Source organism: Desulfosporosinus metallidurans, from assembly GCF_001936615.1.
GTDB lineage: Bacteria > Bacillota > Desulfitobacteriia > Desulfitobacteriales > Desulfitobacteriaceae > Desulfosporosinus > Desulfosporosinus metallidurans.
On sequence record NZ_MLBF01000015.1, the window covers coordinates 44,928 to 71,352 of the forward strand.

The following is a 26,425-nucleotide window of genomic DNA, read 5'->3' on the forward strand; positions in this document are numbered from 1 at the left end:
ATTTGTAGCGTAGCTTCCAGCAGTGTAAAATTTAACCATTATGTAGGTGTAATACTTATCTTTGCGCTTTGTAACAATATGTCGAGCTGGTCAGAGGGTCAAAAATAGTTGTCGGATGTGAATGTCCAACTATTTCCTCTGCTAATACCTCCCCATACACTCTAAATCCGCCCGAGGAATCCCGCATACATATTTGTTGATTAATTCCTGAAAGATAGGCTTCAGGAATATTTTGCAGTGGTATATCACAATGAAATATCGTAGGAATTCCCAACCGTTTTAAGTTTGGTTGGCAAAATAATTGCGCTGCCATGCCACATAAAAATTCACTGCCATAAATCAAATAGTGCCCACTACTATTAAAAAACTCATTTTCAGAATAAGTGAGCCATACTGATTTATGTGGATGCTTTAGGGCATCCCAAGATTTATTGAACCTATCAATAACTTTTTCTTCTGTAATCCATTGATCGCATATTCTAAAAATAGCTTCTCGTTTCGCAAATTCTTTTTCAATAGGCTTTATCCCATTTTGATAATAGTTATCTATAGATATCGGACGGCAACCATGATATCCCCTTATGTGAGTGTATTCTCCCGATAAATCAACATTATTTATTCGTTTCTTAATAAGTTCATCTAAAACAGCAACACGCTTATCCAAATGATTATCCACCTCTTTTGTTAAACCACTATAACGCCGATAAACATTAGATTAAAATAGCAAATAGTAGAAATCCTGTCACTGATAAAATCAAGCCGATTTTATAGTTTTTGAATTTTCGTTCTCAGTGAGCATATATAGATTTTTCATAACCCCATCGCCTGAAAATCGGCGGCTTTGGCCACCGCAATACCGAATATCCTATATGATCATACGAATGAAAGCACAATATACTTTGACCATCTTCTAAAATGCAATCCATTACAACCCCACACTTCAAGTTATACCTGTTTCCGAAATTCATTAAGCATTTGTTTTAAAGCAATTCCGGCTTTTATGTCGCCAACGATTTTTTTATGTACCCTTCCATTATTGACTTCAATCCAGCTATAATCGCAATTAATATCCTTTACAAAATTCGTAAATTTACCTTTATTACAATTTGCATACTCTATAAAAGCGTTTTTCTCATTTTCAGTATCAAATACTAAAACTACTTCTAAAAATTTAAACCTTGCATAAGCCGCTTCTTCACTATCCTCTTTAAACAAATAGTTGTGTAGCAGATAGGAAATATCGTCTTCTTCAAAATATTTAAAGGCAACAGTGTCCTGATGATATTCATCAAAATGCAGGAAACCCCATTCTGGAATAGTGGTTTTATATCTTCCGCTATCTAAAAAAACCACCCCACGGCTATATAGCATTGTGCCAAAATAGTTTGCATTAAGAATTGAATTATATGTAGAGCAATTAGTCATAACATATGCATAAAACTCTGGATCATCTTGTTTCTCATAATCTTCAAACGATAACGTAAATTCAGGATTAGTTTTATTATAGTGATGTTGTTCTTCTCTCACCCATTCGGACCTAGTCCGTAACTTGTGCTTGAGCTTTTCATAAGGTGTCATATGAAGGCCAAACCGCTTTTTCCACAGATATTCAACATGGTTGTGGTCGGCGCTTTTATCAATGTCGGTGTTTGTATCAGAAACCCTTGTATAGATATAATTAGCTCTAACTACTCTGTCTTTTCTTTCTTTGTCATGAAAATCTTCTATCAGATAATAGGGCGTATCCAGCGTATTGTTAATTATAAGCACGTCTATTTCGTGATTTTGTATTTCGAGAGTGCGCATCTCTATTTTAGGACGAACACCGCCAGCGAACTTTTTACTTTTGAGTTGATTAATTATCTCCTGCTGATTTCTGCGATTCTCGTCCGTTTCAACGCCTACTATTTCACCGGTTTTGTCGACAATGCCAAATATAATATAGGCATCGCGATCTGCGCGATTGTTCGCCATACAAATAATATCATGCAACAAATCCGCCGTATTTGCGTGGTGTGCTTGTTTAAAATCCCAATAATCATCTTCTCGCTTGGTGAGAATTATGTTTTCAATTTCCAAGCATAAATCGTTATCGTTCAATAATATCCCCTCCGACTCCATCGGTCGTTTAGCTGTAACTATTCTCCTAACTTGCCTTTTTTATCTCCCATCAGCAGGTTTTACTGCATCCTTTGGTATTGCCCAGTGTCGGTGTTGGCAAAACGGACAGCACCGGGAATTTTATCTTGAGCACATAACATCTGCGCTGGCGTGCTGTGATTTCCCATTTTTGGGCTGCCTCTTTCACAGTAAATAGTCCACAAAAACAACCTTCCGGAGGAAAATCCTGTATATTTTATTATATATCGAAAAATGAATAAAACAATGCATTCACCGGAAAAGCAAAATATCCCTCGGAAATTCCAGATAAAAGTCACATATAAATTTGTAGGCAAAGCTTTTATGCACAAAAGCTCCAATATAAGCGATAGGGCATGCTTATATTGGAGCTTTTCTACATAAATGTTCATTACAGAAATTCTTACACTGTCATCATAAAACCTATAATATCATTAGCCGGTTTAAAATTCACCTCGCCATTGTCTGCGGTAATCAGTTTCACTCCATAGCGATTCATCCACTCCACACATTCCATAGCCTTATATACATCGCGTCCAATCCGTCAAACACTTTTTGCCAGCACTATGTCTACCCGTTCAGCTTCAATCGCTTCCATAACCTCTTTTAAGCCCTTACGGTTAAAATCCAGGCCGCTTCCTTGTTCGGCAGTAATGCCAACGACCTCCCAGCCTTGTTTTCTTGCATATTCTACCATCTGCTCTTGTTGAAACATCAAAGCCATGTCATCCAGGTGAGCTACTCTGCAATATATCCAAGCTCGATTGTCCTGCTTTTTTATCCGATTTTTCATCTTATCAGCCTCTCCTTTATCCTGTATCCCGCTTTCATTGCGGGATACAGGTATTGATATAATCTTTAAAATTCCAAACAATCTCTATCGCCCCATTGTTGTAGACGCGAATGACTTGAATAAATTCATCCAGTATTTCCCTAGTCAGCTCTGTTGCAGACGCAAACCTTTGACAGCTTTGCAGTTCAGTATCTTTTTGGATTTGAAGGTTTTCCTGATTAACCGCCTTCTCCCAGCGGAGGATCAAAGCCTCCGCTGACGATATGCTTTCCGAATATTCCTCTTTTCGTTTCAGGTATTTGTCCTTCTGAATTTTCCCGTCGCAGAATTCCTCATAAGCCAGTATCTTAGCCAGCTTCCATTTGTCCAGCATGGCACGCTGTTCCTTGACCTGCTTTTGCAGCTTGGTGATAGCATCGCCGGCTTTTTCCAGACGACCTTCTTTGGAAAGGCTGCACTGGATAAGCCGGATTTGTGCGTCTATGGCCGACAGCAGCGTTTGCGTAAGTGTCTGCTCGGAGAGCTTTACCGATTGGCATTGCTCGTTCTGAACAGCCATTCCTGCTTCACAGCGATAAAAAGGTTCCTTGCGGAGCAGCTTTCTTTGCAGGCTGTGGTTGCAGTGAGCGCATTTCAGTTTCCCGTAAAAAATGTGCTTCGGCTGATTTGTCCAGCCAGTTATACTTTTTGTTTTGGAATTTGACTGCACCTTTTGGAACATTTCCTCGGATACAATGGCCTCATGGGTGTCCGGCACAACAATCCACTCGCTTTTCGGCAGTGCTACGGTTTTTTTGAGGGAAATATCCACCTTTGTCCGCTTGCGGCTGACCAGCTTTCCGGTGTAGCGTTCATCGGAAAGTATCCGTCTGATGGCCATAAATGTCCATACCACCTGTTCTCCCGCGACCTTCCAACCCCGGCTTTTGTCGGTATGGTTCGCCCTGCGGTACATTAAGGGAGAGGGCACTTTTTCCTTATTCAATGTGACTGCAATTTTCCTGAGGGGCGCGCTTTCACATGCCATGGAAAAAATCCTTCTGACCACGGCGGCGGCCAGTTCATCCACTACAAGGCTGTTTTTCTTCTCTGTTGACCTTGCATAGCCGTAAAAGGCAATGGAGCACAGGTATTCGCCCTTTTTGAATTTCGCCTGCTGGACACTGCGGATTTTCTCGGAGATGTCCCGGCTGTAGAGCTCGTAGATCAGTGCTTTGAAGGCTACATCCATTCCAATAGAGCGCCCGTTGCTCTTATTGCTGTCGTAATTTTCGTTCACGGCGATAAACCGCACACGGAGGAAAGGGAATATCTGGTCGAGGTAGTCGCATACCTCAAGAAAATTTCTGCCAAAACGGGAAAAATCCTTAACAAGTATGCAAGGGATTTCCTTCCGTTTTACCATGTCAAGAAGCCGTTTCACAGCGGGACGGTCAAAATTGGTGCCGGAAAATCCGTCGTCGCAAAATTCGAGAACCTCATACTCTGCAAATTCCGCATGGTTTGCAAGGTAGCTGTGGAGCAAGTCCCTTTGGTTTTTGATGCTGTCGCTTTCCCCTTCGTTTTCGTCTTCGGCGGAAAGGCGGATATAGAGGGCGGCTTTTTTTTCCATTACAGACACGCCCCCTCTTTATAAGGAAGGATTTTCTTATATTCGTCGCGGTAGTTCCATACAATTTCTATGCTGTTGTAGTCAGAAACCCAAATGCACTGGATCAGTTCCAAGGCCATTTCTCTGGTAATGGACGTTTTGTCCTCGTATTTTTGAAACGCCTGAATCCACTCGTTTTGAGGGGTCAGAGTTTTTTCATATCTCATGCCTTCCCGTTCCAACGCATCAAGCTTGGTTTGCAGACGTTGGATATCCTCATCATAGCTTTTTTTAGAATACAGATATTCGTCCTCGGACAGCAGATGGTCTGTGTAGGATTCAAACAACGAGCCTTTCAGGGTGCTGATCCGCTTCAGCTTCTGGCGGGCCGCGGCGATTCTTCCTTCGATTTCCTTTTTTGCGGTCTGAAAGCTGTTCTGCCGGTTGAGCCTTTCCAAAACCTTTTCCATATCCACCGTCAGGTCAATCTGCTTTTGGATGGCGCTATGTACCCATTCAAAAAGCAGCTTCTCCCGCACCGATTTATTGGTGCAGGTCAGGGAAAGGTTTTGTGCATACACCCGGCAGATAAAGGAGTAGCTTACCGATCCAGCCTTGGAAACGCCCTTATACCGCACCATTTTGGTTTTGCAGTCGTCACAGTAAAGAAGGCCCCTGAACACGTTCTCTTTATTGGAGATGTCCGCATATTTCCCGTTCAGGGAAACGCGCAGGCGGTTCTGTTCTTCTTTGATTTTCTGCACTTTGCTAAAGGTGTCCTCATCAATGATGGGCTCATGGGTATCCCTTACAACGACCCAATCAGAATGCGGAATCATGGTAGTTGGCAGCCCGTCGTACAGGGATCTTCTGCTTTTCCCCTGCGCCATGTGACCCGCATACATCAGATTGGAGGTTATCAGCTTGATGGCCTGTCCCTGCCAGATGGCGCCGCTCCCGGTGGGTTCCTTTTTGAAAATACCCGATAGATAACGGTATTTCGCAGGGGAGGAAATTCCCTTTTCGTTAAGCCTTCGGGCAATGGTGTTGATTCCTATGCCTTCCGCTTTCCAAAGGAAAATCTGACGGGCAATGTGGGCCGTATCGGGGTCGGGCACCAACCTGTGGTTATCGTCTTTGTCTTTCAGGTAGCCATAGGGAGGAAACGCCCCGATAAATTCACCGTTCCTTTGCTTTACCGCCAACGCCGAACCGGATTTCTTGGAAATGTCCTTGGCATAGATGTCGTTAATCAGATTTTTCAGCGAAACGATGAGGTCGTTCCCGTTTTGACCAGTCAGGCTATCGTAGTCGTCGTTCACGGCAATGAAGCGCACGCCGAGAAACGGAAATATCTTTTCCATATAGTGGCCGGTTTCAATGTAATTCCTGCCGAGTCGGGACAGGTCCTTCACCACAATGCAATCCACTTTTCCGGCTCTCACGTCCTCCATCAGCCGTTCAAATTCGGGCCGTTCAAAGTTGGTGCCGGTTCGTCCGTTATCGCAGTAAAGGGAGTATATACGCATGTCCGGCTGCCCATTGACGTACTTTTGCAGCATATACTTCTGCATTTCGATGGAATCGCCGTCCTCTTTGCGGTTGTTGTCCTCCACCGAAAGGCGCACGTAAATTCCCGTGCTATAGACTTTTTCGAGCTGCTGTACCGGCATGGTGTCTGCGGCAATGGCGGAGGCTCTGCTTTTCCTTGCCATTTACATCGCCTCCCTTACCGGCAGGAGCATGGGGATGGGCTGTATCCGGTCTACATTTCCGATGGTTTCCACCATCCGGTCAAAATCATACTGATACCTGAAGTGAATATCGACGCGCATCTCCTCATGGACCAGGATTCTATCAATGAGCGTGACCACGATTACCCTTGTCAGCTCGGTGATGTCCTTGTACTGCTTGAACCGCTCAATCCATTGGCATTTATCGCCCTTGTATCCTAGGATGGCATCGATCTCCTTCTGGAGCCGTGCTTCGGCGGCCTGTGCGTCCTTCCGCCTGTTTTCATACATCCCTTTCAGTTCCAAATACTCCGCCTTGTCGATCACGCCGCTGATCATGGATTCATAAAGGTTGGCCTTTAGTAAATTGCAGCGTTCGATTTCCTCCCGCTTTTTAATCAGCTGGACGTCAATCTTTTTGACTTCGTTCTGCTGAAAGGACAGGGTCTTGATATAGCGCAGGATGCGTTCCACATTGACGATATTTTCGATATGGGTTTTCAGCGATTGGAATACAGCCTGTTCCACCGTCTTTTCCCTGATGCGATGGGCAGTGCATTCCTTTGATGTTCGGTTGCTGCCGCACATGTAGTAGGTATAGGTTTTCCCGTTTTGGCAAACGCCGTTGCGCACCATATTCCGGCGGCAATCTCCGCAGAAAATCAGACCGCTGAACAAATAGACCGTTTCCTCGGCGGGTGCGACCCGTGTGTCCCGCAGGAGCAGGCGGTTAACCGTCTGAAAATCCTCCGGGGCAATGATGGCCTCATGGCTGTTTTCCACCCGTATCCAATCTTCCTGCGGCTTTAAGACCTGTGTTCGGATTTTATGGTTGGGCGTGCTCCGCTTGCCCTGCACCAGCGTTCCAATATAAAATTCATTGCGAAATATGCGTCCTACCGAAACGGCCGTCCATTTACCCTGCGGATTGGTCTGAAAACCGCTTTTGTAGTTTAGCCCGCAGGAGCGTTTGTATTCCATAGGGGACAATATCCCCATTTCATTGAGCCTGTTGGCTATACGCTGCTGGCTGATGCCTTGCAGCTTCCATTTAAAAATATCCTGCACAACCGTGGAAGCATATTCGTCCACCATCAGCCTGTGCCGATCGCTCGGCGCCTTCAGATATCCATATACGGCAAAGGAGCCGATGAAATCGCCCTTTTTGCGTTTGATTTCAAGCTGGCTCCTGATTTTGACCGATATGTCGCGGCAATAGGCGTCGTTTACCAAATTTTTAAACGGGATGAGTATTTTGTCGGAGGACGACTTGCTGCAAAAGCTGTCGTAACCGTCGTTGATGGCGATAAAACGCACACCGAGGAATGGGAATATCTGATCGATATACCGTCCGGCCTCCACAAAGTTCCTGCCGAAACGGGACAGGTCCTTGACGATGATGCAGTTAACTTTTCCCGCCCTTACGTCTTTCATCATTTTCTGAAAGTCGGGACGTTCAAAATTCACACCGGAATAACCGTCGTCCGCCCGTTCCGAGCAAACACAAATATCCGGCATACCTTTCAGGTAATCCCGGATCAAATCTTTTTGGTTTACAATGCTGTCGCTCTCAACCTTGTCGCCGTCCTCTTTGGAAAGGCGGACATAGATCGCAGCATTGAAACTTTTATTGCCTGTTAAATTTTCCATAATGGCAGCCTCCTGATTGTTGAAGTTCATCAGCAAAACTTTCAACAACCGGGCGCCACCGATTTAAGTGCCTATTTATGCTTTATGATAGCATAAATCTAACCCTGCGTCGAGATTGAATTCCAAAAGCTTTGCCATCAAATTGTAAATTTTCATCCAATCGTGTGACTCCCACTTCTACAAGTGGGAGTGGTACCCCGTACTCTGCTTCGGTGGGGGTAGACTCCCCCACCGAAGTCTCGATGTTCAACTTTAGTTGAACGAGTTCACTTCAGGCTCCTACAAAGATTTTAAATAATGCTCCAGCCGGTCTTCCAGCGTCGCGGTGGTATCCGAAAAGCTTACCTTGACAATCGCTTTGCCGCATCTGTAGCAGTAAGGATTTTTAATTTGGCGGATAAAGTCCCTGATCCTTTCGGATTGGGGCAGATTCTTGTCTATTTTCACAGCGCAGATGTCCACCAGCGTAGCCGGATCAACCGTGCGTATATCAACATTCCGCATGGCCTCCAAATCAAGCCTCGATACATTATCCATTTTCTTTGTCCCTTTCTTTTCAGCGTAAACAGTCGTTCGTCTTTTCTATTGGCAATTTAGGCATTAAGGCTTTAGTACCTCTCCATTTCTTCGTCGTCTTCTTGTTCTAGTTCAGGAACCGCCTCCACCGCAGGAAGCAAATCCCGGACATGGCAGCCGGTACGTCTTAAAAAAATGGCTTGCAGCGCCATCTGAAAATTTTCATCATCCAGCGTATTGATAAGCTCCGAGGGTGAGACCTCCATAGAAGTGTTAAAAAGATTAGCCGCCAGCTTGATAAGCTTTTTCTCGCTGCTGGGAAAATCCTGGGTGGACAGCATTTTTTCAAAGTAGATGCCCTCCCCATCGATAAAACGGCGGGTCTTTTTATCGAGGTCGTTCTTTGTGGAGAGCAAAATATATAAGGCTGACAGGTAATAGTTGTCGGCCTTTCCGTCGGGATAAATCCGGTTTTTCTTCCGCAGGCAGTGCAAAACATTCTGGCGGTGGGCTTCATCGTGAAAAAACGTCATAAAAGCTTCCTCCTTGTGAATGCTGCTGTCTGCAGCACCCATCATACTTTGAAAAACATTGTTTTATGAGAAAAGGGAAAGACCAGCATAGACGCAAAAGCCGACACACAAAAATACGGCCAGGGGTACGCTCTTTTGCTTTGTCGCTTTGGCGTAGATCCAGGCGGGAAGAAGCGCGAAAAAGAGGATGGCCGCAAGACCGCACAGTCCGAAGCAAAAGCCCATCGCCGCTGTCAGCTTGATATCGCCGCCTCCGACGCCGCCATATTTGACGGCAAGGAGCAACAGGGTCACGCCCGGCAGCAAAAGTCCTAAAATCCTTTCCAGCAGGGGAATATACGGCGTATTAAAAAGAGAAGCGGATACACCGCCGATCAGAAGGACTGCAATCCATGTCCAATCGGGGATGATCCGCTTCCTATAATCTGATACTGCCGCCCACAGGATGGGAACGGCGCAAAGCAGCATATTCATCAGCTCCCTGTCGTTACATCATCAGAATACATATTGTCTACTATGAATAATTCAAGCTCCCCTCCGGTAATCCATTTGGACAGCGTTCCTCCAGGCGTATGCACGTCGGTGACAAGAAGCTGCACAATGTAGTCCTTGTTGTCGGGGAACCACACCGGCACATACTGCTTCTTATATTTAAAGGGTGAGGTCGGGTTTTCCCGGAAGGTAAAATGATTCGTGCCGTCGGCCATCAGAGGGATAGCTGTCTCATAGCGGTACTGCGGCAGGTATACCTCCGCCGTCTGCGGGGCGGTAATCAGCTCCGGCCTGTCATAATTGGTGTCCACGGTGGTCGTGACGCTGATGGAAAAGCCATAGCCCGACTTGAGATAGCCCTTTGCCTTCGTGTCGTAGTCCAGCGTGGCGGTGACTTTCAGCTCCGCGTAATACTGCCGCCATACAAATTGACCGTTTTCATAACGCTGCTCCCACCAGGTAACTTTTGGCTGGTCGTTTCTTTGCGGCGGCGCCGGAATGGTTCTGCTTTCTTCCGGCTCATCATAAGTCACGTTTTTGATGACGGCCCGTTGGGTATAGGTGTTGTTGTCGGTAGAGCTTTCATTGCTCAAAGTCCGGTCGGGGTTGATGGTGGCAATCAGGGTGATGTTTTTGTCGGCCTGCACATTGGGAGTATCCCATTTGACCGATACGATGTTGTAGGTGTCTCTTTCCATAACAACAGCATTTACACGCCTTGCCACCGAAAGCTCCGGAATTTCAAACAGAACAGTGACTTTCTGGCCGGGAGTGAAGTCCAGGCTTCCCTTGTTTGACACCTTGATGGTGCTGATGACGGTCTGGTTTTCCTTATATTTATCCGGAGTTATCCTTTGTACATCCAGGTCATAGGGACGTTCAACCACCAGAATTTCAGCGCTGACAGTGTTATTGCTCATATTTGCATCCGTATATTCCTGTGGCGGTGAAATATCTGACTTGAGCTTGATGGTTGTGCCTTTCTCCCCCGCTTTTCCTTTGACGATAAAAGTCTTGGTTTCATGTGGTTCAAAGTTTGCTGTCGATGTCACTTCCTTCGCAGCCGTATAATCAATCAAAGAGCTTAGACTTGCTCCGGAAAGCGCTTGGTCTGTGTCATTAGTAAAATACACTGTAAAGCTGTATTCTTCCTGTTCATAGACTGTGGGTGGCGAGGATAGATTAACCCATAAATCACATAGCTTTTCTTTTGGCACATCAGTTCCAACCGGCGGCTTGTCTGGATTTACCGGCGGTTTGTCGGGTATTACCGGTGGCTTATCTGGATTTAGCGGTGGTTTATCAGGTATTACCGGAGGCTTATCCGGGTTAATTGGCGGGTTAATCGGCTTATCCGGTGGATTATCTGGGTTTGCCGGCTCTGCGGATGTTCTCTCAATGACAGTAATCTTGGAAACAGCAGTGTTATTGCTTGGATTGTCATCCTTGAAGCCTTCCGGTACACCAATATTTGCCCACAGCTTATACACCTCACCCTTGCTCCCTGCCTTGTCTGTGATTGTAAATGATTTTGTTTCCTGCGGTTTGAAGCTGCAATTTTCCGGTATTTGCATCAGAGCAACCTCGTTATTTGTTCCCCGCAAGGTTGCATTCGTTAACTCCATGTTGGAATTATTCGTGAAGTTCACTGTAAAACTGTAGGTCTGATGTTCATATACAGTAGGTGGTGCAAAAATGCTTGCCGATAGATCGCACAGCTTTTCCGGGTCAGGTTTAACACCAGGAGGGATAGTGTCATCTGGATTGTCCTTTAGCGTCGGTGTTATCGTGGGCTTGGGCGCAGGCTTGTCAACCACCTGGATTTCTGCCGCAGCTGTATTGTTTGACATATTGCCGTCGATAAACCCTTCCGGTACACCAATATTGGCCCACAGGTTTATCACGTTGGCAGAAGTGTCGGCTTGGCGTTTGATGGTGTAGGTTTTGCTCTCATTGGGTGAAAAGTCCAGTATCGCCGGGATTTCCTTTATTGTGGCATCGTCAACCTTTCCTTTGAGCGACACATCATAGGCCGGTTGATTTCCGCTATTTGTATAGGTGACATCAAAGGAATAGCTGTCACCCCGGTACACTGTCGCAGGTGCATTGATGGCTACAGAGAGATCATTGGCATCCTGCTTTTTAAACTTGAAATAAAAGTCGGCTGCCGGAATCCTGTAATTAATCTTTTGGGTGATGGATATTTGGGTCTGACTTGCACCATCTGCATACCCGGTTGTCTCAGGTGTGTAATCCCACTCCAGACCTTTATAGATAAAGTTGCGGGATAAGAGCAGATCATCCTTTAAAAAGGTGACGCTGGTAGTTTTGTATGGGTAAAGATACTCCGGCACCCCTTTATCCTTTGCCGAAAGTTTTCCGTAAACCTCCTGCTTGTTTTCACTGCACCAGGTGGCCTCAATATCAACCTTTACAGGAGCCTGATAGGAAATCGCTGCATTTCGCATAGTTCCAAAAGCCATGATGGTCTTGGGTGTCCAATTAAAGCTTGTGCTGAGACTTTCAAAATTCTCATCCACTTCATATGTCCCGATTATTTTACCCGTGGCAAAATCGTGAATCTCTACAACCAAGCTCCCTTTTAGCGTATAGGTCTTGCCATCGCTTCTGCCAATAAGCCCGGCTATACGCTCCTTCTCATATTCAGCGATGGTGTTTGCATTGACGAGATTGATACGCTGTGGGGTAGAAAAAACCTTTATCTGCTTATCGCCGTCAAAGACTTCCTTTAAATTCATTGCTACCGTGCGGTAACGGATATCATAAGTCGCTTTTACCTGAAAAACTACGTTTGCGGTAATTGTGAGTACTGCTCCGTTGTCCGTTTTGGCGGTGATTGTGTATGCGCCACTGGCTTCTTTGTTTTCGATGTTTAGAGTGTACGTTTGAGCAATCGCCTGAGTTTTGCCGTTAAATGTTGATTGAATGCTTGTAATTGCACCCACTTTTGCAGTGGTGTCAATTTTTACCTGAGCGGGAAATTGTTCTACAGCCACAACACCGCTTTCACTTACCAGGCTGTTTACCGGAGATGTTAGGTTTATCTCTATGTCGCTGTCTGGCATTGCCAAGGCATTTCCCGGCAGCAGCATAAAGCATAAAAACATCAAGGGCATGGCAAATAATGCTTTCAGCTTCATGAGAACCTCCTTAATCAATTCTGTTGTTGCTGCTGGATATGCTAAAGGGCAGCCGGATTTCTCCCGTTAAAAAGCTGAAGTTGCTGCGAGTTTTAAGCTGTCCTTCTATGGTGAGTCGGGGAGGGTCTTCCGTTGCCGTGATGCTCTGTATATCAAGCTGGTACACAAGCTTATTGTCAAAATATTTGTCAAGTTCCTGGTCAAGCTCCATGCTGTGGTTAAGATAGTCGTATAGTTCTTGTTTTGCTATGGCACTATCCATTTTTGCAGCATCATCCCTGCGGTATTGATCCAGCATGGCATATTCAACCGATGAATTTACCCCTCTTTGCAGCTCATATTCCACCTGCTGGTACAGACTGTCCATCCGGAAATATTCAATAATCATAGCTGAGAGGGTCAGGATGACAAACATGATCATAAATATGAAAAATATTGCATCACCTCTTTTGCTTTTTATAATTTGCAAGGCTTTATCCACCAAATACCCACCCCCCTGATAGTTTCTTTGTTAATCCGGAACCTTCCAGTATTTTTCCGACATGCCTGTAATGCTTGCCTCCATAGGTATGACAATCTGAACAGGCGGCGCAAAGGAAGGCGTGAAAACGGTAAATACATGATTGTATTTCATCTTTACCGTAAAAGTATCTCTTAGCTGAATTTTTTGGTTTTGTTCATCACAATAATTAACATCTTCGATGCTCATGGTCGGCGACAGCCTGGTCTGCTCCTTCAACCTGTAGAAGACATCATACACGTTGTCCGATACCTGCCCCTCAAGCTCAATGGTCCGTACTACCCGGCGGCAAATATGGTCGAGATTCAGGTAGGTGGTGAAGATGCTTAAAAACGACATCACTGTCGCCATCAGCGTAATCACCACAAAGGTCTTGATAATCAGGTCGTAATAGGTGCTGCCTTTTCTATCGGAAAGCACATTTTTTAAAAACAATGGGGGAGAAAATCTCCCCCATAAGCCCCGGCGCTGCTTGTTCATCTTATTTACACCCCTGTCCCGGCGGTGTTTTGGCAGCCCGCCGTTTGTTATATCAGCCCAAAAGCCCGGTAATCTTACTGACAATGCTGTTCCAGATTTGCGTAATGGAACTCTGATACAGGGTCATGAATACTGCACCCACTACCACCACAATCAGGACTACGATGAGCCAGCCCGTCATCTGGTCACCGGACTCGTTTGCCAATGCGTTCTTTGCCTTCAAACCTGCCAACATCATTTTGTTTTTTAAAGTTCTCATCATAGAAAATACCTCCACATATTTTTTTGAATTTGGGTTTTGTTTGTAATGCAAGCCTGCCAGTGTTAAAACAGAAATCTCAATTGTTAAACATTCCACCAAAGACAAAGGGGAGAAAATCTCCCCCTATGCTTCAGTGGTGTCTTTAGCTGCCGATAGTTTCTTAGCCCAGAAGGCTTGTAATCTTAGTGACAATACTGTTCCAAATCTGCGTAATGGAACCCTGGTACAGGGTCATAAAGACTGCACCCACTACCACTACAATCAGGACTACAATGAGCCAGCCCGTCATCTGATCACCGGACTCGTTGACCATAAGTCCTCTTGCCTTTAACAAGGCGTTTGTCATTTTGTTTCTCATACTGTTTCTCAAGTTGTTTAACCTCCCTAAATTTTTGATTTTGAGTGTACTAACCATGTTTCTCATGTTCTTCAACCTCCTGAATATTTTTTTATTTGAAAAGGGTCGCCCCGTTTTCACATTAAAAAAGGCCCCCGACCGATCTAATTAGGTGGGAGCCTATGACATATAAAAGACTTGCAAGGGTCACTACCACAAGGGGTATGGAGGCAAGCTTGATTTTGCCGGGCAGCCTGTTGAGGTTTTTCCGCAGGGCTTCCTTTGCCTTGAGGTCCATGTCCTTGGCAAGATACATCAGAGCTTCGCCCTGATGCTCTCCGCGGTATAGGCCGGTGAGGGTATTGACCAAAAAGGAGACTTCAATCAGTCCGATACGTTCATTGAAGTTCCGAAGGGCGGTCTCTATATCCTTTGCTTTCATCTCCATAATGAGGACGGCAACATCATAATAGAAAACCTCGCTGGAAACCTTCAGATAGTCCTCAAATATCTGGATCAAATCCACCTGCACAACGGACTTTTCGTTGCTGCCTCTCACATCTTCAAGCTTGTAGAGAATGGAACGGACAAAGCTCGGAAGCTCCATTTCAATTAACGCTTTTTTCTCCTTCAGCTTGTCTTTAAGGTCGGTCATAAAGTGAAAATATACAATAACCGAAAAGATAAGGGTCACAGGTGCAAGCTTTACTGCCCCGATTGCCAAAAGCAGGATTGAAAGGGGCAGGGTAAAAACAGCGCAGATGATAGCCCGTGCATAATACTCCTTTGGAGTCAGGGCAAGTCCCCCACGCCTTAGCATTGCTGCCATTTTCACTTCTTTTTCCGGTTCAATCCTGATCAACCGGGATACCGGTTTTACAAGCGGCATTACAAAGGTTTTTAAAAGCTTTGCTCCTGCTTTCTCTTTTTCGGTCTGTAAGTTTTTGAGGTTTTTTTTCATACTCAGCCTGGGGATTTTGAGTATTTGCCTGCAAATTAAAAATCCTGCCGCAGTCAGCAGGACAAAGACTATAATTTGATAGAACAAATTTCGACCTCCTCTATTTATTCACGGGTTTTGTCACCTTCAGCACATAAAACGAAGTTGCCAGAGCAGTCATAAGCATGACTACAATCAGCGTTTTCCCTATGGTGGTCCCTGTTAAAATGGCAAACCATTCGGCATTGGAAAAACGCATCATCGGGATAATGCTGAACATCATGCCCACCGTCATCAGATAATCCCGCCACACCCTGGTCATCATGCTGTCACTTTCTATCTGCATTGCTTTTGCATCATTCATCGACTTTATCACAGGAAACAGGGCGAATTTCAAACGTCTGTCGCGATAGCAAAGAATCAGCATTTTTACCCACTCGGCAAAATACCTGTTCTTAATCTTTGCCGCTAGACGGTAAAGCCCATGCTCTATGTTCGGATTGATGAGCTTTATCTCGGAGACAAACTCATCAAATGGCGTTGGCTTTCTTAACCTCACCGGGATATACCTGTTTTTCTCCTCAACATAGGTTTCCATCGCCTTGATAATGTCGTCACAGCCGGCATAGGCATTGGTGATGATCGACATGGTATTTTCAAGCCCTTCGATTTCCTCCCTCGCAGCCTTGGCACTTATTACAGTAAGGTAAAAGTAGGGAGTAGGTGTAAGGCAGACTGCCATAACCGCTGCCAATCCAGCGTTGTTAAAAAGCAGAAACCCTGCCATAAAACCCAACACCAGTGCTGCGGCAACCATCAGGATGAATTTTTTGAACGTGTATCCGGTTTGCCGAAACTGGGTTGTAAATCGGATGGTTACTCTCTCGCTGATTTTTAGCTTTGCCCCTGACAGGTACAGCCGCCGCTGTTTCAAGATATTTTTCTCCACGGTAAAAGGGTTTATCTTCAGCAGGAGGAAAAGGGACAGGCTGATAAGGACAAAGACAAAGGTAAGGGATATCTGGATACTATTCATAATCAGCCTCCCCCTAATTTTTATACTCTTTTCCTGCGAAATGGCGAACTTCCTTTAGTTCAACACCATTGATCAAGAGCCGCTCGGCCAGGGCCTGGGATACATGCCCCAGGCGTTTGTGATTTCCTACAACCTCAATAATTCTTCCGGCTTCGTCTTTTTCGTAGTGGTCTACATCATATTTAAAAAGGGTATTGCCTGTGACTTCACCGTTCTTCACCCCTGTGGCTTCGAATATTTCGATATACTTGCGGGATTTGTCGGGAAGCTGCATTTTAAAAAGCATGATCGGAAAGGCTTCCACGATGTTTTTGAGCAGTCTTTCCTCCGACAGAGAGGTTCCGGCTTCCAGGCACATGGTGAGGATTCTTTCATAGGCCGTCCGCGCGCTGTTGGCGTGGAGGGTGCTGATGATGGTATGCCCTGTCCTTCCAGCCTCCTGCACCGTCAGTGCTTCCTTTCCCCTCATCTCAGCCGGGACAAGGATTGCCGGATGAAGCCTTAAGGATAGCTTTAATAGGTCAAGCATGGTGATGGGGTTAGGTTCTTCCTTCGTCAAAAGGTGAATGACATCATTAACCATGACGTCGTTTTCATCCAGCTGTACCAAGGTGAGCTCTCTTGTGTCTTCAATGGTAACAATTCTTTTATCACTTGAAATACAGCTTAAGATATATCCCATATCGGAGGTTTTTCCGCTGCCGGTTGCTCCGGCGATGGCTAACGATATGCCGTTGTTTACGCAGAGGGTGAGAAAGTCCAGTTCCTCTGCTGTTGCTGTCCCCCAATGGATAAGGTTCTCTCTTGTGATATAGGACGGCTTTTGCTTTCTGATGGAAGCAATGGCACCTGCATCAGGGTCAACACACGGTACAATGGCACCCGACATACGGATTCCTCTGGATATGAAGCTGTCGCCGATGGGCTTTGAGCCATCTAGGATGACATTGCCGAACCGGCTCATTTTCTTGGCGATGTTTGAGCATGCGTCCGGGTTGCTGAATGTGACCGGGAGCCGTACCTTTTTATCTTTGTATAAAACCCATACTCCGTTGTACCCATTGACGTTGATCTCTTCAACCTCGCTGTCCTTCAGGTATTCCGATAAAATCCCTATGCCCGCCATATCGTTGTAAACCTGGTCTACCAGCTCGGAGATATTTTGAATCCCCTTTACCACCATCCGCTCACTGTTCAAATACTGCATGATAAGATTTTTGAGCTTTCCCTCGGCTTCCTCCGAATAGAGCACCTGGGCCAGCTCGGTAGAGTGGTTTTTAGAGATGATCCGCTGCAGCTTATCTAGAATATCGCTATAGTCCTGGGCTTCAAGATTGTTCTCCCCGCCGTCGGAGCGCTGCTTGTTTGCCTTGTAAATCAGCTCATTGACTGAAAACTTGTTAATCACTTTCCTTTACCTCCGCAGATTTCATCTGAGATTTGCTCCAGAACCTTGCTGTAGCTTCTGCATCTCCTATCCTTGAAGAAATATATCGGTGTACCGGCGTTTTCAAGCTCACTTGCCCGTTTTACAAATGGAAGCTCATGAGCAAAGGAAAGTTCTATCAGGCTTTTAAAGGTTTCGTCGCAGAAATCACCGTTAGGAGCTTGCATTATATTGATTTGCTTATCGGCTATATGCAGCTCTCTTACAAAATCCTCTACACCCTTATGCCACATTTGCGCTGCTATGGATGGTTTATACAGGGTATATATCCTTTCGGCCATCCAAAGACCTACGCCGGATACCGGATTTGCAACATCCTCAGCGCCATCAACGATCAGGATATCAAACACTAATGAAGCCGCATTAATCAGCTTTTCCACACTTTGAAGGGATACGCTGTCACAAAGAAGTCCGGTGTAGTGATTTGGCGCCGACAGGAAAAACAGGTTCTTGTTTTCCTCATACTCTGAAAACTTCTCTCCAATGTTGGGGTTATCATCATTCAACCCATGGAACAAGCCCTTGTCAGGCAGGACACTTTGACCAAAAAATATTTGCAGATTGCCGTATATCAGATTGGAGGAGATAAGCCCAACAAGGCGGTCACGGCTTGCCAAAGCACAGGCCAGGTTGACCGCAAAGGTAGTTTTTCCGCTGTTGTTCTTGCCCCAAACGGCTACTAGCTTACTGCCCATCGCCAAGCCCTCTTTTCTCAAATATGAAATGCAGTTTGCCAGTGTACTCTGCTTCAATAAGTTTTACTGCCTGTGCTTCGGTGACAATAAGGGTGACGGTCTTGGGTACAGGGTCTAAAGCTGGACTCTTGTTATCCGCCTGCTGCTGTTCCCTCACCTGTTCAGTGCTTTGTGTGCGGGAATTTTCCACACTGTAAACCTCAAGGCTTTTAAGCTCGGGGTAAACCATTACCTTTGAAGAAGTACCTTGCTCCGTATTTAAATTTTCCTTTTGATTGAGAAAGACGGCAACCGTCACAAAGTCACCGCTTTTCAGATGCGATGAAAGTCCCGCAGCAATACTCGGTACACTGACTGTAACGAGGCGTTTATTGTCCTTGACAATACGGTCCAGCTGCTCATCGGTGACAAAATTGCCTATCTTTTGGGGAAACAGGTAGTCTCCCTTAGCAATGTAGGTCTTTGCTATCTTGCCGATAATCGAGTTTTTGTCATTTATGATGTTGTCCGGCAGTCCGTATTTCCCAACTTCGACTTCAGCAAAATATTTGCTTTGTATCTTCGTGCCTGCCGGGATATCCTCTGCAGCCCGCAGCACCATCACCGTTGCGCTCTTGCCCCCATAAAACTTCGGCAGGAGCAAAAAGGAAATAGCTCCTGCCAGGACAATGCAGAGGATGCTTAAAAATATCCGGTTCTTAAGAATTTTCAATACATCTTCATCCTTTCCTAAAGGTATGTCTTATTCAAAATACTCCGCAGCCTTGACGTTTTTCACAAACTCCCCAACCTCGTCAATGGACCCGGCCAGGGTATATCCGAGGATGGAATCCAGCACCCTGCGATGGTATTTGCCGTACCTGCTGGCGCGATAATCCAGAATGGCGACCACTCCCGTATCGGTTTCGCTGCGGATCAGCCGTCCCAAACCCTGCCGGAGCCTGGCAATCATCACCGGGAAGGCATACCTGTCAATAAACTTTGAAAGAGAGGAAAAGTCCTTCTTTTTGTACTCCATGATGGGCGACGGCACAGGAAAGGGCAGATTGATCACGATGATGGAGGACAGGATATCACCGGGGAAGTCCACGCCCTCCCAAAAAGAGCCGGAAGCGAAAATGACACCGTTTCGGCTTTTTCTAAACGCCTCGGCGGTGTTCTTTGTCCCCTTGGGCATGGTAATAAGGGGGAAATGGGTGATTCTGTCCTTCAATATCTCATGCACAGCCGATAGCAATTTGTAGGAGGTGAAAAGAATAGCGGTATGGCCGTAGGTGGCCTCCACCAGCTTTTCAATTTCATCCGAAACGGTGGTTATATACCGCTCGTCGTTTTTATCGGGAAAGGGTACTTTCTCGGAGAGATAGAGCCTTGTGTTACTCTTATAGTCAAAAGGGGAAGGCATCCGTATCTCCGCCAGCAGCAAGGAGGACAGTTTGCCGATGCCTGTCTGCTCCTTGAAAAAGCCGTAGCCGGTGTCGTCGGTCAAGGTTGCCGAGGTCAGTATTTTGGAGGCCATGCCTTTCCACAGCACCTCATAGAGCAGAGCTTCCATGTTGGTGGGGATGGCGGCAAGCTGCCATAGTCCGTCGTCGCCTTTTTCCAGCCAATAGATGACATCCTTTGGCGCCAGAAAGGTTTCGATTCCGGCGTTGATTTCACGATGCAGGCGCGCAAGCTGCCGGCAGCGGGTAATATCCTGAAAACAGGCCCGGTATATCTCGTCAAGGCTGGTCTGCAAATCCTGCATGGCTCTTTTGACGGCGGTATTGATTTTCACGGTTTTCTGCCGGTTTTCCTCCGTTTCATCAGAGGGCAGGGTTTTTTCAAGCTCCATAAACAGTTTTTGATTATGAAATGCCAGGTCATCCGTCAGCTGATAGGTTTTTTTGTGGTAGGCCTTGTTGCCGGTGGTGTGATTGTGGAGAATTCGGATAAACTCGCCCGTCAGAGCGCTTGAAAAGCTCTCTCCCAAGATCTGATAGGCGGCGTCCAGGAGCTTATGGGCCTCGTCTATGATATGTACGGCGCATTTCGGTATCAGGGGTGCAAGGCCCGAATGCTCCCGCTGCACATTGGCAAGATAGTAATTGTGGTTTGTCACCTGAAAGGTATAGCCATCTGATCTGGCGCGGCTGATATAGTCGATATACCGGCACTTTTTGTAGTATGAACAATTGCGGCCGCAGTCCCTGGGCACGTTGATTTTGCGGACGACATGCTGTTTGATGTCGGGGTAGGCGTCCAGGTCAATATTGCCCTGCTCCAGTGTCTTTGCTTTCAGCTTTTGATAAAGCCTTACATCCCTCGAACTATCGCTGTTTTCGAGATAGCCCATGAAATCCGCGTAGCGTTCCTCACACAGATAATGCTCCTTTCCCTTTCGGAGTACAGCGGTAACGGGGCTTGCGATGATTTTATACTCCATTAGTATCTTTGAAAGGTCCTGGATAAACTTCCCTATGACGGCCTGCTGTAAATCAATGCTGGAGGTGGTAATGGTAATGGGGGTCGGGTTCATTGGACCGGCAAAAACATAGGGGCTCGTCCATCTTTCCTTCCCCTCGTACAGACCGTAGACGATAGCGGCCACAAGGTAGGCAAGGGTTTTACCCGTGCCCACCTCGGCTTCGCACAGGGCGACCTTTTTATGCCTCATGCTCTCGAACATCATCACCGCCAGTTCGATCTGCTTGTCCCGCACCGCATAGCCGTATTCCGGCAGGAGCTGCCTGAATATGGCTTCAATCAGAATTTGGGGCTGTGGTGGCAGCACAAACTGATATACCTTGCAGTGAAGTATCTTTTTAACAAGGCCCGGATAGTCTGCTTCGGTGAGCACAGTTCGGCTGGTTGCCACCACAACCGACTTCTCGGTGGCATAGTTCAGCACGGAGTATGTAAATCTTTTTCCCGAAAATCGCAAATAGACAATATACCTGCCGTCCAGGGTAAAGAAATAACTGCTGTCAGCCTTTATTTTTCCGGCCAGGATGTACTTTTCCAGAATGGAATAGTCTCTCGTCGTTACATCAAACATTTTTCATCTCCCTTGTATTCACGAAACTATGAAAACGCCTGGCGGCAGAATGGTGCGCCGGAGCACCACAGGTTTTGGAAAAACATCAAGGCGTCAATCGCTTTGAATTCCGGCGCAATAGTTCTGCAGTCAAACAAAAACGGCAAAAATGAAGAATGTATCATACTTGTTCACAACGTCCCTGATACCGGGGATGTACTGGGCTGCTCCTTGCTGGAAAGCAACATATCAGCCGGCATGGGTATCAGTTTCCAACCCAAACCAACATGATCCCGTCATTCGTCGCGGGCTGCCCAATGCGGTGAGGCGTTCAAGGCAGAAGTATCATTGTGTATCCCTTTCCCCGTCATCGCCATTCAGCCCGCAACAGGCTGATTCAAAGCCGGGAGTAATCGCTCGCATTCCTACGGAATGGTCATGGCGTTCCCGCTTACGTGGCTTGCCGCTGTCAACGGCGGGAAAGGTGGTTTTCCCAATACACCGAATATGCACTTGTCAAGGAACAGCGAGGGAGATAATTAAAATAACCCCTCACTTCTTTAAGGAAAAAAGTGAGGGGGTGGTCGGAATTATTTTTAAATTTGTAGTATCTTTTTTAGCTTGCCGAGTATCTTCGTTTTTCTATCATGTAGGGTCGTCTTTGCAATTCCGAGCATAGCGCACAGTTCTCTTTCGCTTTTGCCCTTGAAAAACAGCGTATAGATCAGCAGCCGTTCCTGCTCCGTCAGCATTTCCATCGCCGCAGTCAACCGGGAAAGCATCTCAGCCTTGATAAGCTTGTCCTCCGCGGATTCCTGTGTCTGCGATAATAAGTAATCTATCTGAATGCCTTTTTCCGCGCATTCTTCATAGGATAGATCATTTCGCTCGGAAAGCTTGTCCAAATAATATTCGCGCTCTTTATGCTGATAATATGCCTTGTAAACTTCCTCGGTTACGGAGATTCGCTTCTTATTGATAAGCAGGGTGTATGTTTTGTCCTCCTGCATTTTGATTCCCTCCGTTTCTGATTTGTGAATTTCTCAAAATCAGAAATGGAGGGAGGAGAGCGGCACCCTACCGACTTGGCAAGGGTGTCAAAGTATTTAATTGCAACCTGCGGTCGAAAATTTAGATTTTTTGTCAAATAAAAAACCGCAATTTGCGACAAACAAATTGCGGTTTTACGGCTTGTATGAGGTGTATTGAATTGTAAAATTGTTGAGGTCTGCGTGGAATTCCGCAGAGATCTAAGGTACCTATACGTGTCGGAGAAGCTAATCCCTGCATGATAAGTGCCTTTATACCTTTTTAGTTCAGCTACTTGAACCTTTCTATTTTTATTAAAATCCCATTTTTCATTTGCCAGCACCTCACTCACATGAAATGAAAAATATAAATCTATGATGATGACATTTTTGGTGCTACGGTCATATTTTGTTGAAATATGTCATTGTATTACTGGCATCAAATTATGAAATTCCCTCGTTACGTCTAAAACGCAAAAAGCCTGCCACTGAGGGCAGGTTTAGACCTGTTGTCTCTGCGGTAGCCAGGCTATCATAGTGCTGGTAAGCACCTTAGACCCTATGGCTTTGCGTCCCTGTCTTTTGACAGGTTTGCCCTTAGCGCGGATAATTCAATTGTTATTTATAAAAGGCCGGGTTGTTCCTATTCCAATTTGGCTCTTCAACATCAAACACTCTGTGCAGGCAGCTTTGTTTCATGTTGGGTTTAGTAATAAGATATAGTTATCCGCATACTGTCATTTTGGATAGATGTGAGTCCAAGTTCATGATTTTAGTTCACTTAACCTTTTTTGTAAAATTCTTATATTTTGGCGACAAAAAAAGTAAAAGATTCCAATTTAATATTCTTTCAATGGCCAAGTAAGACAACATAGATTAAAACCCCTCTCAATATTGGAGTGAGATAAAATGGAAATTATCCCTATATATATAATATTACATTAACTTGTAAAAATCACGTATTTTTCTAAACTTTTTTTAAGATGTACTGGGATGTGTCATTTATATATCAAAAATCGTTATAGAGTCTTTATAATTATCGTTTATTCCACAAGACAAAAAATTGGCGGAAGATACCGCCAATTAAATAATTTCTTCTAGTGAATATCGTTAGCATTTCTCTTCTTTATTTTCTCTTTTGTAGAAGATTGCGTACCACTGATTCGATTAGATAAAGCCAGTGCATAAGCCCCAACAATTTCAGAGCTTTCAGGAAAGATAGTTGCCAATTCCTCTAATGCACTAATCCATATCTTGAAGTCACTCCATGATTTTTCTTCTCCAAAGCGAAAGCATGTACGCCTTAAACAATAAACATAGATCTCCGCATTATCTCTATCCATAGGAAATTTTTTGCAAACTTTCTGGATTGCTTTTAACTTAACTAGTGCATCATCCCAATCGCCGTCTTCCGTATAACATATAAAGGCCGCTTTCTGGACCTCTGCAATTTCCGTAGATAATCCGCCGTCATTTCTATAAGCTTCAACTTCCTGCAATTCAACCAAATAGTCAATACACCGTTCAGCCACATCGTACTGGCGCTTATTGAGAAATGCATTGGTAAACTGGTTCAAATGCTCTATACAAAGCTCAATACCCAGCTTTCGATTTTTTGCAGCCTCATATTTTAGTGTTTCAGTACAGAGAGCCATAATCTGATCAGCGCACTGTTCCAATTTTCTATAATCGTCTTTAGTTGTGTACACATAGCCCAACTGAAACCACGCTTCTATAAGATTCGCAGTAATAAGCTCATCGTCCATACTGACTTTTGATAGGTTGTTCTCGATCTGCTGAAGATTGCGTATATCAGGCATGGTTCGTATCAACACAGCCAGATAAAAATAGTGGTAGTTAGCCTCCGGCAAATACTCGATCATCTTCTGAAAGGAATCATATTCAGCAAAATCTTCAAGTGCCTTTGACAAGAATAAAGTAAATGGCAAAAAGCCATCCAGGCCATAATCCCACGCAGTTTTTGCGAACGTAATATATTCTTCATTATCAAGGTAAAAATGCACTATAAAAGCTTTAATTACATCTAGATATTGCGGACTTAATATATTGGGAGCTAACGATTCCTGTTGAGATAGTTCACGTAAAACAACTGCTATTCTTTGCCTTCGTTGTTCTCCAGATTTTAAGGATAATACTTTTTGAATGTTTTCCCAATAGCTTTTGTAAGTTTCAGGCAAATCAAGCAGGTCAATATAGTTTACAGCACAAGCCAAACTAATCAATTTCGTTAAATATTTTAGTGCCTCTTGATTCTGATCAATGAGTCCCAGCCATCTATCCTCTTCTTTTATGATAAGGTAGCCAAATAACCCTTCCTTATCCATAGGTTTAATATCGCCTTCTTTATCCAACCATATTTCTATGAATATCTCTAAAAATAAAGGGCGATGACAAGTTTCCGGGATATTTTTTAAATAGGATTCATAAATCCGTCTAGCCTTCTCCTGGTTGATTTGATCCCCAAGCAATCGACAAAAGCCCGAGATAATACTTAATGAGGCAGTTTCATTAAGGGGTTTGAGATTCAGGAATGCTTTTGATGGTTTAGGCTTATCTCCAAACTGTACCTCTTCAGGTAACCGATAAGCATTCGCACGGAACTTCATCTTTTCATGTTCTGACATTTTATTAATCAGTTCATGATACCATCCCCTAAATTGGATGATATTATCCCGTTCCAGCAGGATAATGCGCAACTTAAACTTGCTCTTATCAAACACAGTCATCAGAGCCGTTATAATATTTGCAGTGAGAAGGGATCGGGCATTATCTATAACAATTATCGTATGATTGAAAGGTTCAAACCGCTCAATGTCAGCTATATTTACCTTTTCTTTAGTAAAGAAACCAAACCAGTCTGTGGAAAGGTGTCGCAGCACTTCTAAAGCCAATCGACTTTTTCCCATACCAGCTGCTCCTGTTATGGCCCACCACATAAAATCTTCCGAAGAATGAACAAAATCTTTTATTTGCTTTAATTCATCCTCACGTCCAGCAAAATCAATGCTTTGTTGATTAGCGTAATAATATAAGTCTAGCCCACGTCTGGTCAAAGATGGTAAAGAATATGGCGTAATTTCAATGATCTTGCTATCTTTAAATCTTTGCTGCAATCTGTAATCAACCATTTCAGTAAAAAATAAAGGTAAATCACTGTAAGAATCACCATAAATGACGGGTTCAATATGACTACCCAGTTCAGAAATATCATCATCATTTTTACACAAGTAGAAATATGGTACGTCAATGTTTAAATGATCTTTAGCAAATGATATAAGTTTGCTTATATTGGGGTCATCCATGGTCTGCCCACATCCGACAAATATAATCGGATTAATAGACAACAAATTTTGTAAAAACTGTGCTCCAATATTTCCAATGATTTTATCATACTGTGTATTATCGGCTATGATATCATCTATACTTTCAGTTTGATTATATGCTCCGTGGATATGAATTATTTTGGGTTCACCATCTTGACGTATAACATCCAGAATCTTGTTAGGTTGATTATACGTCAGTGTTCCCGTAACAGTTGCCTCTTCTAGGAGCATGTCATAATTCGTCGTGGCAACGATATCTCCTAAATGTTGTAACTTTTGAAAGCATTCAGCGAATGGTACATTCTTGATACTGAGGCCTAAAAAGGAATCATTCATCCATTTTCCATATTGGTTTTTATCTTTGCTAAACCTAATTAAGTCCCCAGCTACATCCAGTAGATTACCATGAGCCAGTTTTTCCTCCACGTGTCTTTTTTTATTATCATCTATGTATTCAAGTCCTCTCTTCAACCAGCTGTACCATGTAACCATACTGTCGGATAAGGAACAGGACACACCAGCACCACAAAAAATGGTGACTCTCTGCGCTTCTCTTAACACTTTTTGAAGTGTTGGATATTCTTTTAATTCACGCATGTGGTGTGCCCCTATCTTGATATTTATCTATCATCATAATCTGAGGAAATCTTGTGTCGACACTTACTATCCTCTGCATTTTATAGGCGAGTAAATCAACTCCCCAATAATA

At 44.6% G+C, this 26,425-nt stretch carries 22 protein-coding genes and 1 riboswitch; all 22 genes read right to left on the reverse strand.

The window, feature by feature from the left end; translation table 11 throughout:
• Positions 1 to 55 precede the first annotated feature (55 nt).
• The 22 genes from DSOL_RS11530 to DSOL_RS11635 all read right to left on the reverse strand — a co-directional run bounded on the left by DSOL_RS11530 (position 56) and on the right by DSOL_RS11635 (position 26,313).
• Positions 56 to 664, reverse strand: a complete 609-nt coding sequence (locus DSOL_RS11530) for a hypothetical protein (RefSeq protein ID WP_075365006.1) — start codon at positions 662 to 664, stop codon at positions 56 to 58.
• 281 nt (positions 665 to 945) lie between these two features.
• Positions 946 to 2,100: an ATP-binding protein gene (locus DSOL_RS11535; protein WP_170871496.1), complete on the reverse strand. Its 1,155-nt coding sequence runs from the start codon at positions 2,098 to 2,100 to the stop codon at positions 946 to 948.
• A 583-nt stretch (positions 2,101 to 2,683) separates the two neighbouring features.
• Complete coding sequence (locus DSOL_RS11540) at positions 2,684 to 2,932, reverse strand: recombinase family protein (protein ID WP_075365008.1); 249 nt, start codon at positions 2,930 to 2,932, stop codon at positions 2,684 to 2,686.
• A 34-nt stretch (positions 2,933 to 2,966) separates the two neighbouring features.
• Positions 2,967 to 4,544, reverse strand: a complete 1,578-nt coding sequence (locus tag DSOL_RS11545) for a recombinase family protein (RefSeq protein WP_075365009.1) — start codon at positions 4,542 to 4,544, stop codon at positions 2,967 to 2,969.
• Positions 4,544 to 6,238 carry a recombinase family protein gene (locus DSOL_RS11550; protein ID WP_075365010.1) on the reverse strand — a complete coding sequence of 565 codons (1,695 nt, stop codon included), beginning with the start codon at positions 6,236 to 6,238 and terminating at the stop codon, positions 4,544 to 4,546. Before DSOL_RS11550 ends, DSOL_RS11545 begins: the two co-directional genes overlap by 1 nt.
• On the reverse strand, positions 6,239 to 7,906 hold the full coding sequence (locus tag DSOL_RS11555) for a recombinase family protein (protein ID WP_075365011.1): 1,668 nt from the start codon (positions 7,904 to 7,906) through the stop codon (positions 6,239 to 6,241).
• A 279-nt stretch (positions 7,907 to 8,185) separates the two neighbouring features.
• Complete coding sequence (locus tag DSOL_RS11560; RefSeq protein ID WP_075365012.1) at positions 8,186 to 8,443, reverse strand: DUF6870 family protein; 258 nt, start codon at positions 8,441 to 8,443, stop codon at positions 8,186 to 8,188.
• Between the two features lie 71 nt (positions 8,444 to 8,514).
• The gene (locus DSOL_RS11565) at positions 8,515 to 8,955 is read right to left on the reverse strand and encodes a DUF6075 family protein (RefSeq protein WP_075365013.1); all 441 of its coding nucleotides are present in this window, start codon (positions 8,953 to 8,955) and stop codon (positions 8,515 to 8,517) included.
• Positions 8,956 to 9,018: 63 nt separating this feature from the next.
• The gene (locus DSOL_RS11570; RefSeq protein ID WP_235838782.1) at positions 9,019 to 9,429 is read right to left on the reverse strand and encodes a prepilin peptidase; all 411 of its coding nucleotides are present in this window, start codon (positions 9,427 to 9,429) and stop codon (positions 9,019 to 9,021) included.
• Positions 9,429 to 12,608, reverse strand: a complete 3,180-nt coding sequence (locus DSOL_RS11575) for a DUF8195 domain-containing protein (protein WP_075365015.1) — start codon at positions 12,606 to 12,608, stop codon at positions 9,429 to 9,431. The genes DSOL_RS11570 and DSOL_RS11575 overlap by 1 nt, the downstream gene beginning before the upstream one ends.
• Before the next feature lie 10 nt (positions 12,609 to 12,618).
• On the reverse strand, positions 12,619 to 13,089 hold the full coding sequence (locus DSOL_RS11580; protein ID WP_170871499.1) for a hypothetical protein: 471 nt from the start codon (positions 13,087 to 13,089) through the stop codon (positions 12,619 to 12,621).
• A 30-nt stretch (positions 13,090 to 13,119) separates the two neighbouring features.
• Positions 13,120 to 13,608: a DUF4320 family protein gene (locus tag DSOL_RS11585; RefSeq protein ID WP_075365016.1), complete on the reverse strand. Its 489-nt coding sequence runs from the start codon at positions 13,606 to 13,608 to the stop codon at positions 13,120 to 13,122.
• 52 nt (positions 13,609 to 13,660) lie between these two features.
• Entirely contained in the window at positions 13,661 to 13,870 is a 210-nt protein-coding gene (locus DSOL_RS11590; RefSeq protein WP_075365049.1) for a hypothetical protein, read from the reverse strand.
• Positions 13,871 to 14,030: 160 nt separating this feature from the next.
• Positions 14,031 to 14,294: a hypothetical protein gene (locus DSOL_RS11595; protein WP_235838783.1), complete on the reverse strand. Its 264-nt coding sequence runs from the start codon at positions 14,292 to 14,294 to the stop codon at positions 14,031 to 14,033.
• 55 nt (positions 14,295 to 14,349) lie between these two features.
• Complete coding sequence (locus DSOL_RS28820) at positions 14,350 to 15,255, reverse strand: hypothetical protein (RefSeq protein WP_235838785.1); 906 nt, start codon at positions 15,253 to 15,255, stop codon at positions 14,350 to 14,352.
• A 13-nt stretch (positions 15,256 to 15,268) separates the two neighbouring features.
• On the reverse strand, positions 15,269 to 16,183 hold the full coding sequence (locus DSOL_RS11605) for a type II secretion system F family protein (protein WP_075365018.1): 915 nt from the start codon (positions 16,181 to 16,183) through the stop codon (positions 15,269 to 15,271).
• Between the two features lie 13 nt (positions 16,184 to 16,196).
• Positions 16,197 to 17,591, reverse strand: coding sequence for an ATPase, T2SS/T4P/T4SS family (locus DSOL_RS11610; protein ID WP_075365019.1), 1,395 nt, complete (start codon positions 17,589 to 17,591; stop codon positions 16,197 to 16,199).
• Positions 17,588 to 18,325: a CpaE/TadZ family protein gene (locus tag DSOL_RS11615; RefSeq protein WP_075365020.1), complete on the reverse strand. Its 738-nt coding sequence runs from the start codon at positions 18,323 to 18,325 to the stop codon at positions 17,588 to 17,590. The genes DSOL_RS11610 and DSOL_RS11615 overlap by 4 nt, the downstream gene beginning before the upstream one ends.
• Positions 18,315 to 19,037, reverse strand: a complete 723-nt coding sequence (cpaB, locus tag DSOL_RS11620; RefSeq protein ID WP_075365021.1) for a Flp pilus assembly protein CpaB — start codon at positions 19,035 to 19,037, stop codon at positions 18,315 to 18,317. The genes DSOL_RS11615 and cpaB overlap by 11 nt, the downstream gene beginning before the upstream one ends.
• 30 nt (positions 19,038 to 19,067) lie before the next feature.
• Positions 19,068 to 21,365, reverse strand: a complete 2,298-nt coding sequence (locus DSOL_RS11625) for an ATP-dependent DNA helicase (protein WP_075365022.1) — start codon at positions 21,363 to 21,365, stop codon at positions 19,068 to 19,070.
• Positions 21,366 to 21,940: 575 nt separating this feature from the next.
• Positions 21,941 to 22,354 (reverse strand): RNA polymerase sigma factor, encoded by a 414-nt coding sequence (locus tag DSOL_RS11630; protein ID WP_075365023.1) that lies wholly within the window; start codon positions 22,352 to 22,354, stop codon positions 21,941 to 21,943.
• A gap of 534 nt (positions 22,355 to 22,888) precedes the next feature.
• Positions 22,889 to 22,978: riboswitch (cyclic di-GMP riboswitch) on the reverse strand.
• 491 nt (positions 22,979 to 23,469) lie between these two features.
• Positions 23,470 to 26,313, reverse strand: coding sequence for an SIR2 family protein (locus DSOL_RS11635; RefSeq protein ID WP_075365024.1), 2,844 nt, complete (start codon positions 26,311 to 26,313; stop codon positions 23,470 to 23,472).
• Between the last annotated feature and the right edge of the window lie 112 nt (positions 26,314 to 26,425).

What these genes read in the sequence shown, in the direction of transcription:
- DSOL_RS11590 (WP_075365049.1), bottom strand. Translation starts at nt 13,870, where the DNA reads ATGATGAGAACTTTAAAAAACAAAATGATGTTGGCAGGTTTGAAGGCA.
- DSOL_RS11550 (WP_075365010.1), bottom strand. Translation starts at nt 6,238, where the DNA reads ATGGCAAGGAAAAGCAGAGCCTCCGCCATTGCCGCAGACACCATGCCG.
- DSOL_RS11630 (WP_075365023.1), bottom strand. Translation starts at nt 22,354, where the DNA reads ATGCAGGAGGACAAAACATACACCCTGCTTATCAATAAGAAGCGAATC.
- DSOL_RS11560 (WP_075365012.1), bottom strand. Translation starts at nt 8,443, where the DNA reads ATGGATAATGTATCGAGGCTTGATTTGGAGGCCATGCGGAATGTTGAT.
- DSOL_RS11545 (WP_075365009.1), bottom strand. Translation starts at nt 4,544, where the DNA reads ATGGAAAAAAAAGCCGCCCTCTATATCCGCCTTTCCGCCGAAGACGAA.
- DSOL_RS11585 (WP_075365016.1), bottom strand. Translation starts at nt 13,608, where the DNA reads ATGAACAAGCAGCGCCGGGGCTTATGGGGGAGATTTTCTCCCCCATTG.
- DSOL_RS11540 (WP_075365008.1), bottom strand. Translation starts at nt 2,932, where the DNA reads ATGAAAAATCGGATAAAAAAGCAGGACAATCGAGCTTGGATATATTGC.
- DSOL_RS11570 (WP_235838782.1), bottom strand. Translation starts at nt 9,429, where the DNA reads ATGAATATGCTGCTTTGCGCCGTTCCCATCCTGTGGGCGGCAGTATCA.
- DSOL_RS11635 (WP_075365024.1), bottom strand. Translation starts at nt 26,313, where the DNA reads ATGCGTGAATTAAAAGAATATCCAACACTTCAAAAAGTGTTAAGAGAA.
- DSOL_RS11595 (WP_235838783.1), bottom strand. Translation starts at nt 14,294, where the DNA reads ATGAGAAACATGGTTAGTACACTCAAAATCAAAAATTTAGGGAGGTTA.
- DSOL_RS11565 (WP_075365013.1), bottom strand. Translation starts at nt 8,955, where the DNA reads ATGACGTTTTTTCACGATGAAGCCCACCGCCAGAATGTTTTGCACTGC.
- DSOL_RS11555 (WP_075365011.1), bottom strand. Translation starts at nt 7,906, where the DNA reads ATGGAAAATTTAACAGGCAATAAAAGTTTCAATGCTGCGATCTATGTC.
- DSOL_RS11625 (WP_075365022.1), bottom strand. Translation starts at nt 21,365, where the DNA reads ATGTTTGATGTAACGACGAGAGACTATTCCATTCTGGAAAAGTACATC.
- DSOL_RS11615 (WP_075365020.1), bottom strand. Translation starts at nt 18,325, where the DNA reads ATGGGCAGTAAGCTAGTAGCCGTTTGGGGCAAGAACAACAGCGGAAAA.
- DSOL_RS11575 (WP_075365015.1), bottom strand. Translation starts at nt 12,608, where the DNA reads ATGAAGCTGAAAGCATTATTTGCCATGCCCTTGATGTTTTTATGCTTT.
- DSOL_RS11605 (WP_075365018.1), bottom strand. Translation starts at nt 16,183, where the DNA reads ATGAATAGTATCCAGATATCCCTTACCTTTGTCTTTGTCCTTATCAGC.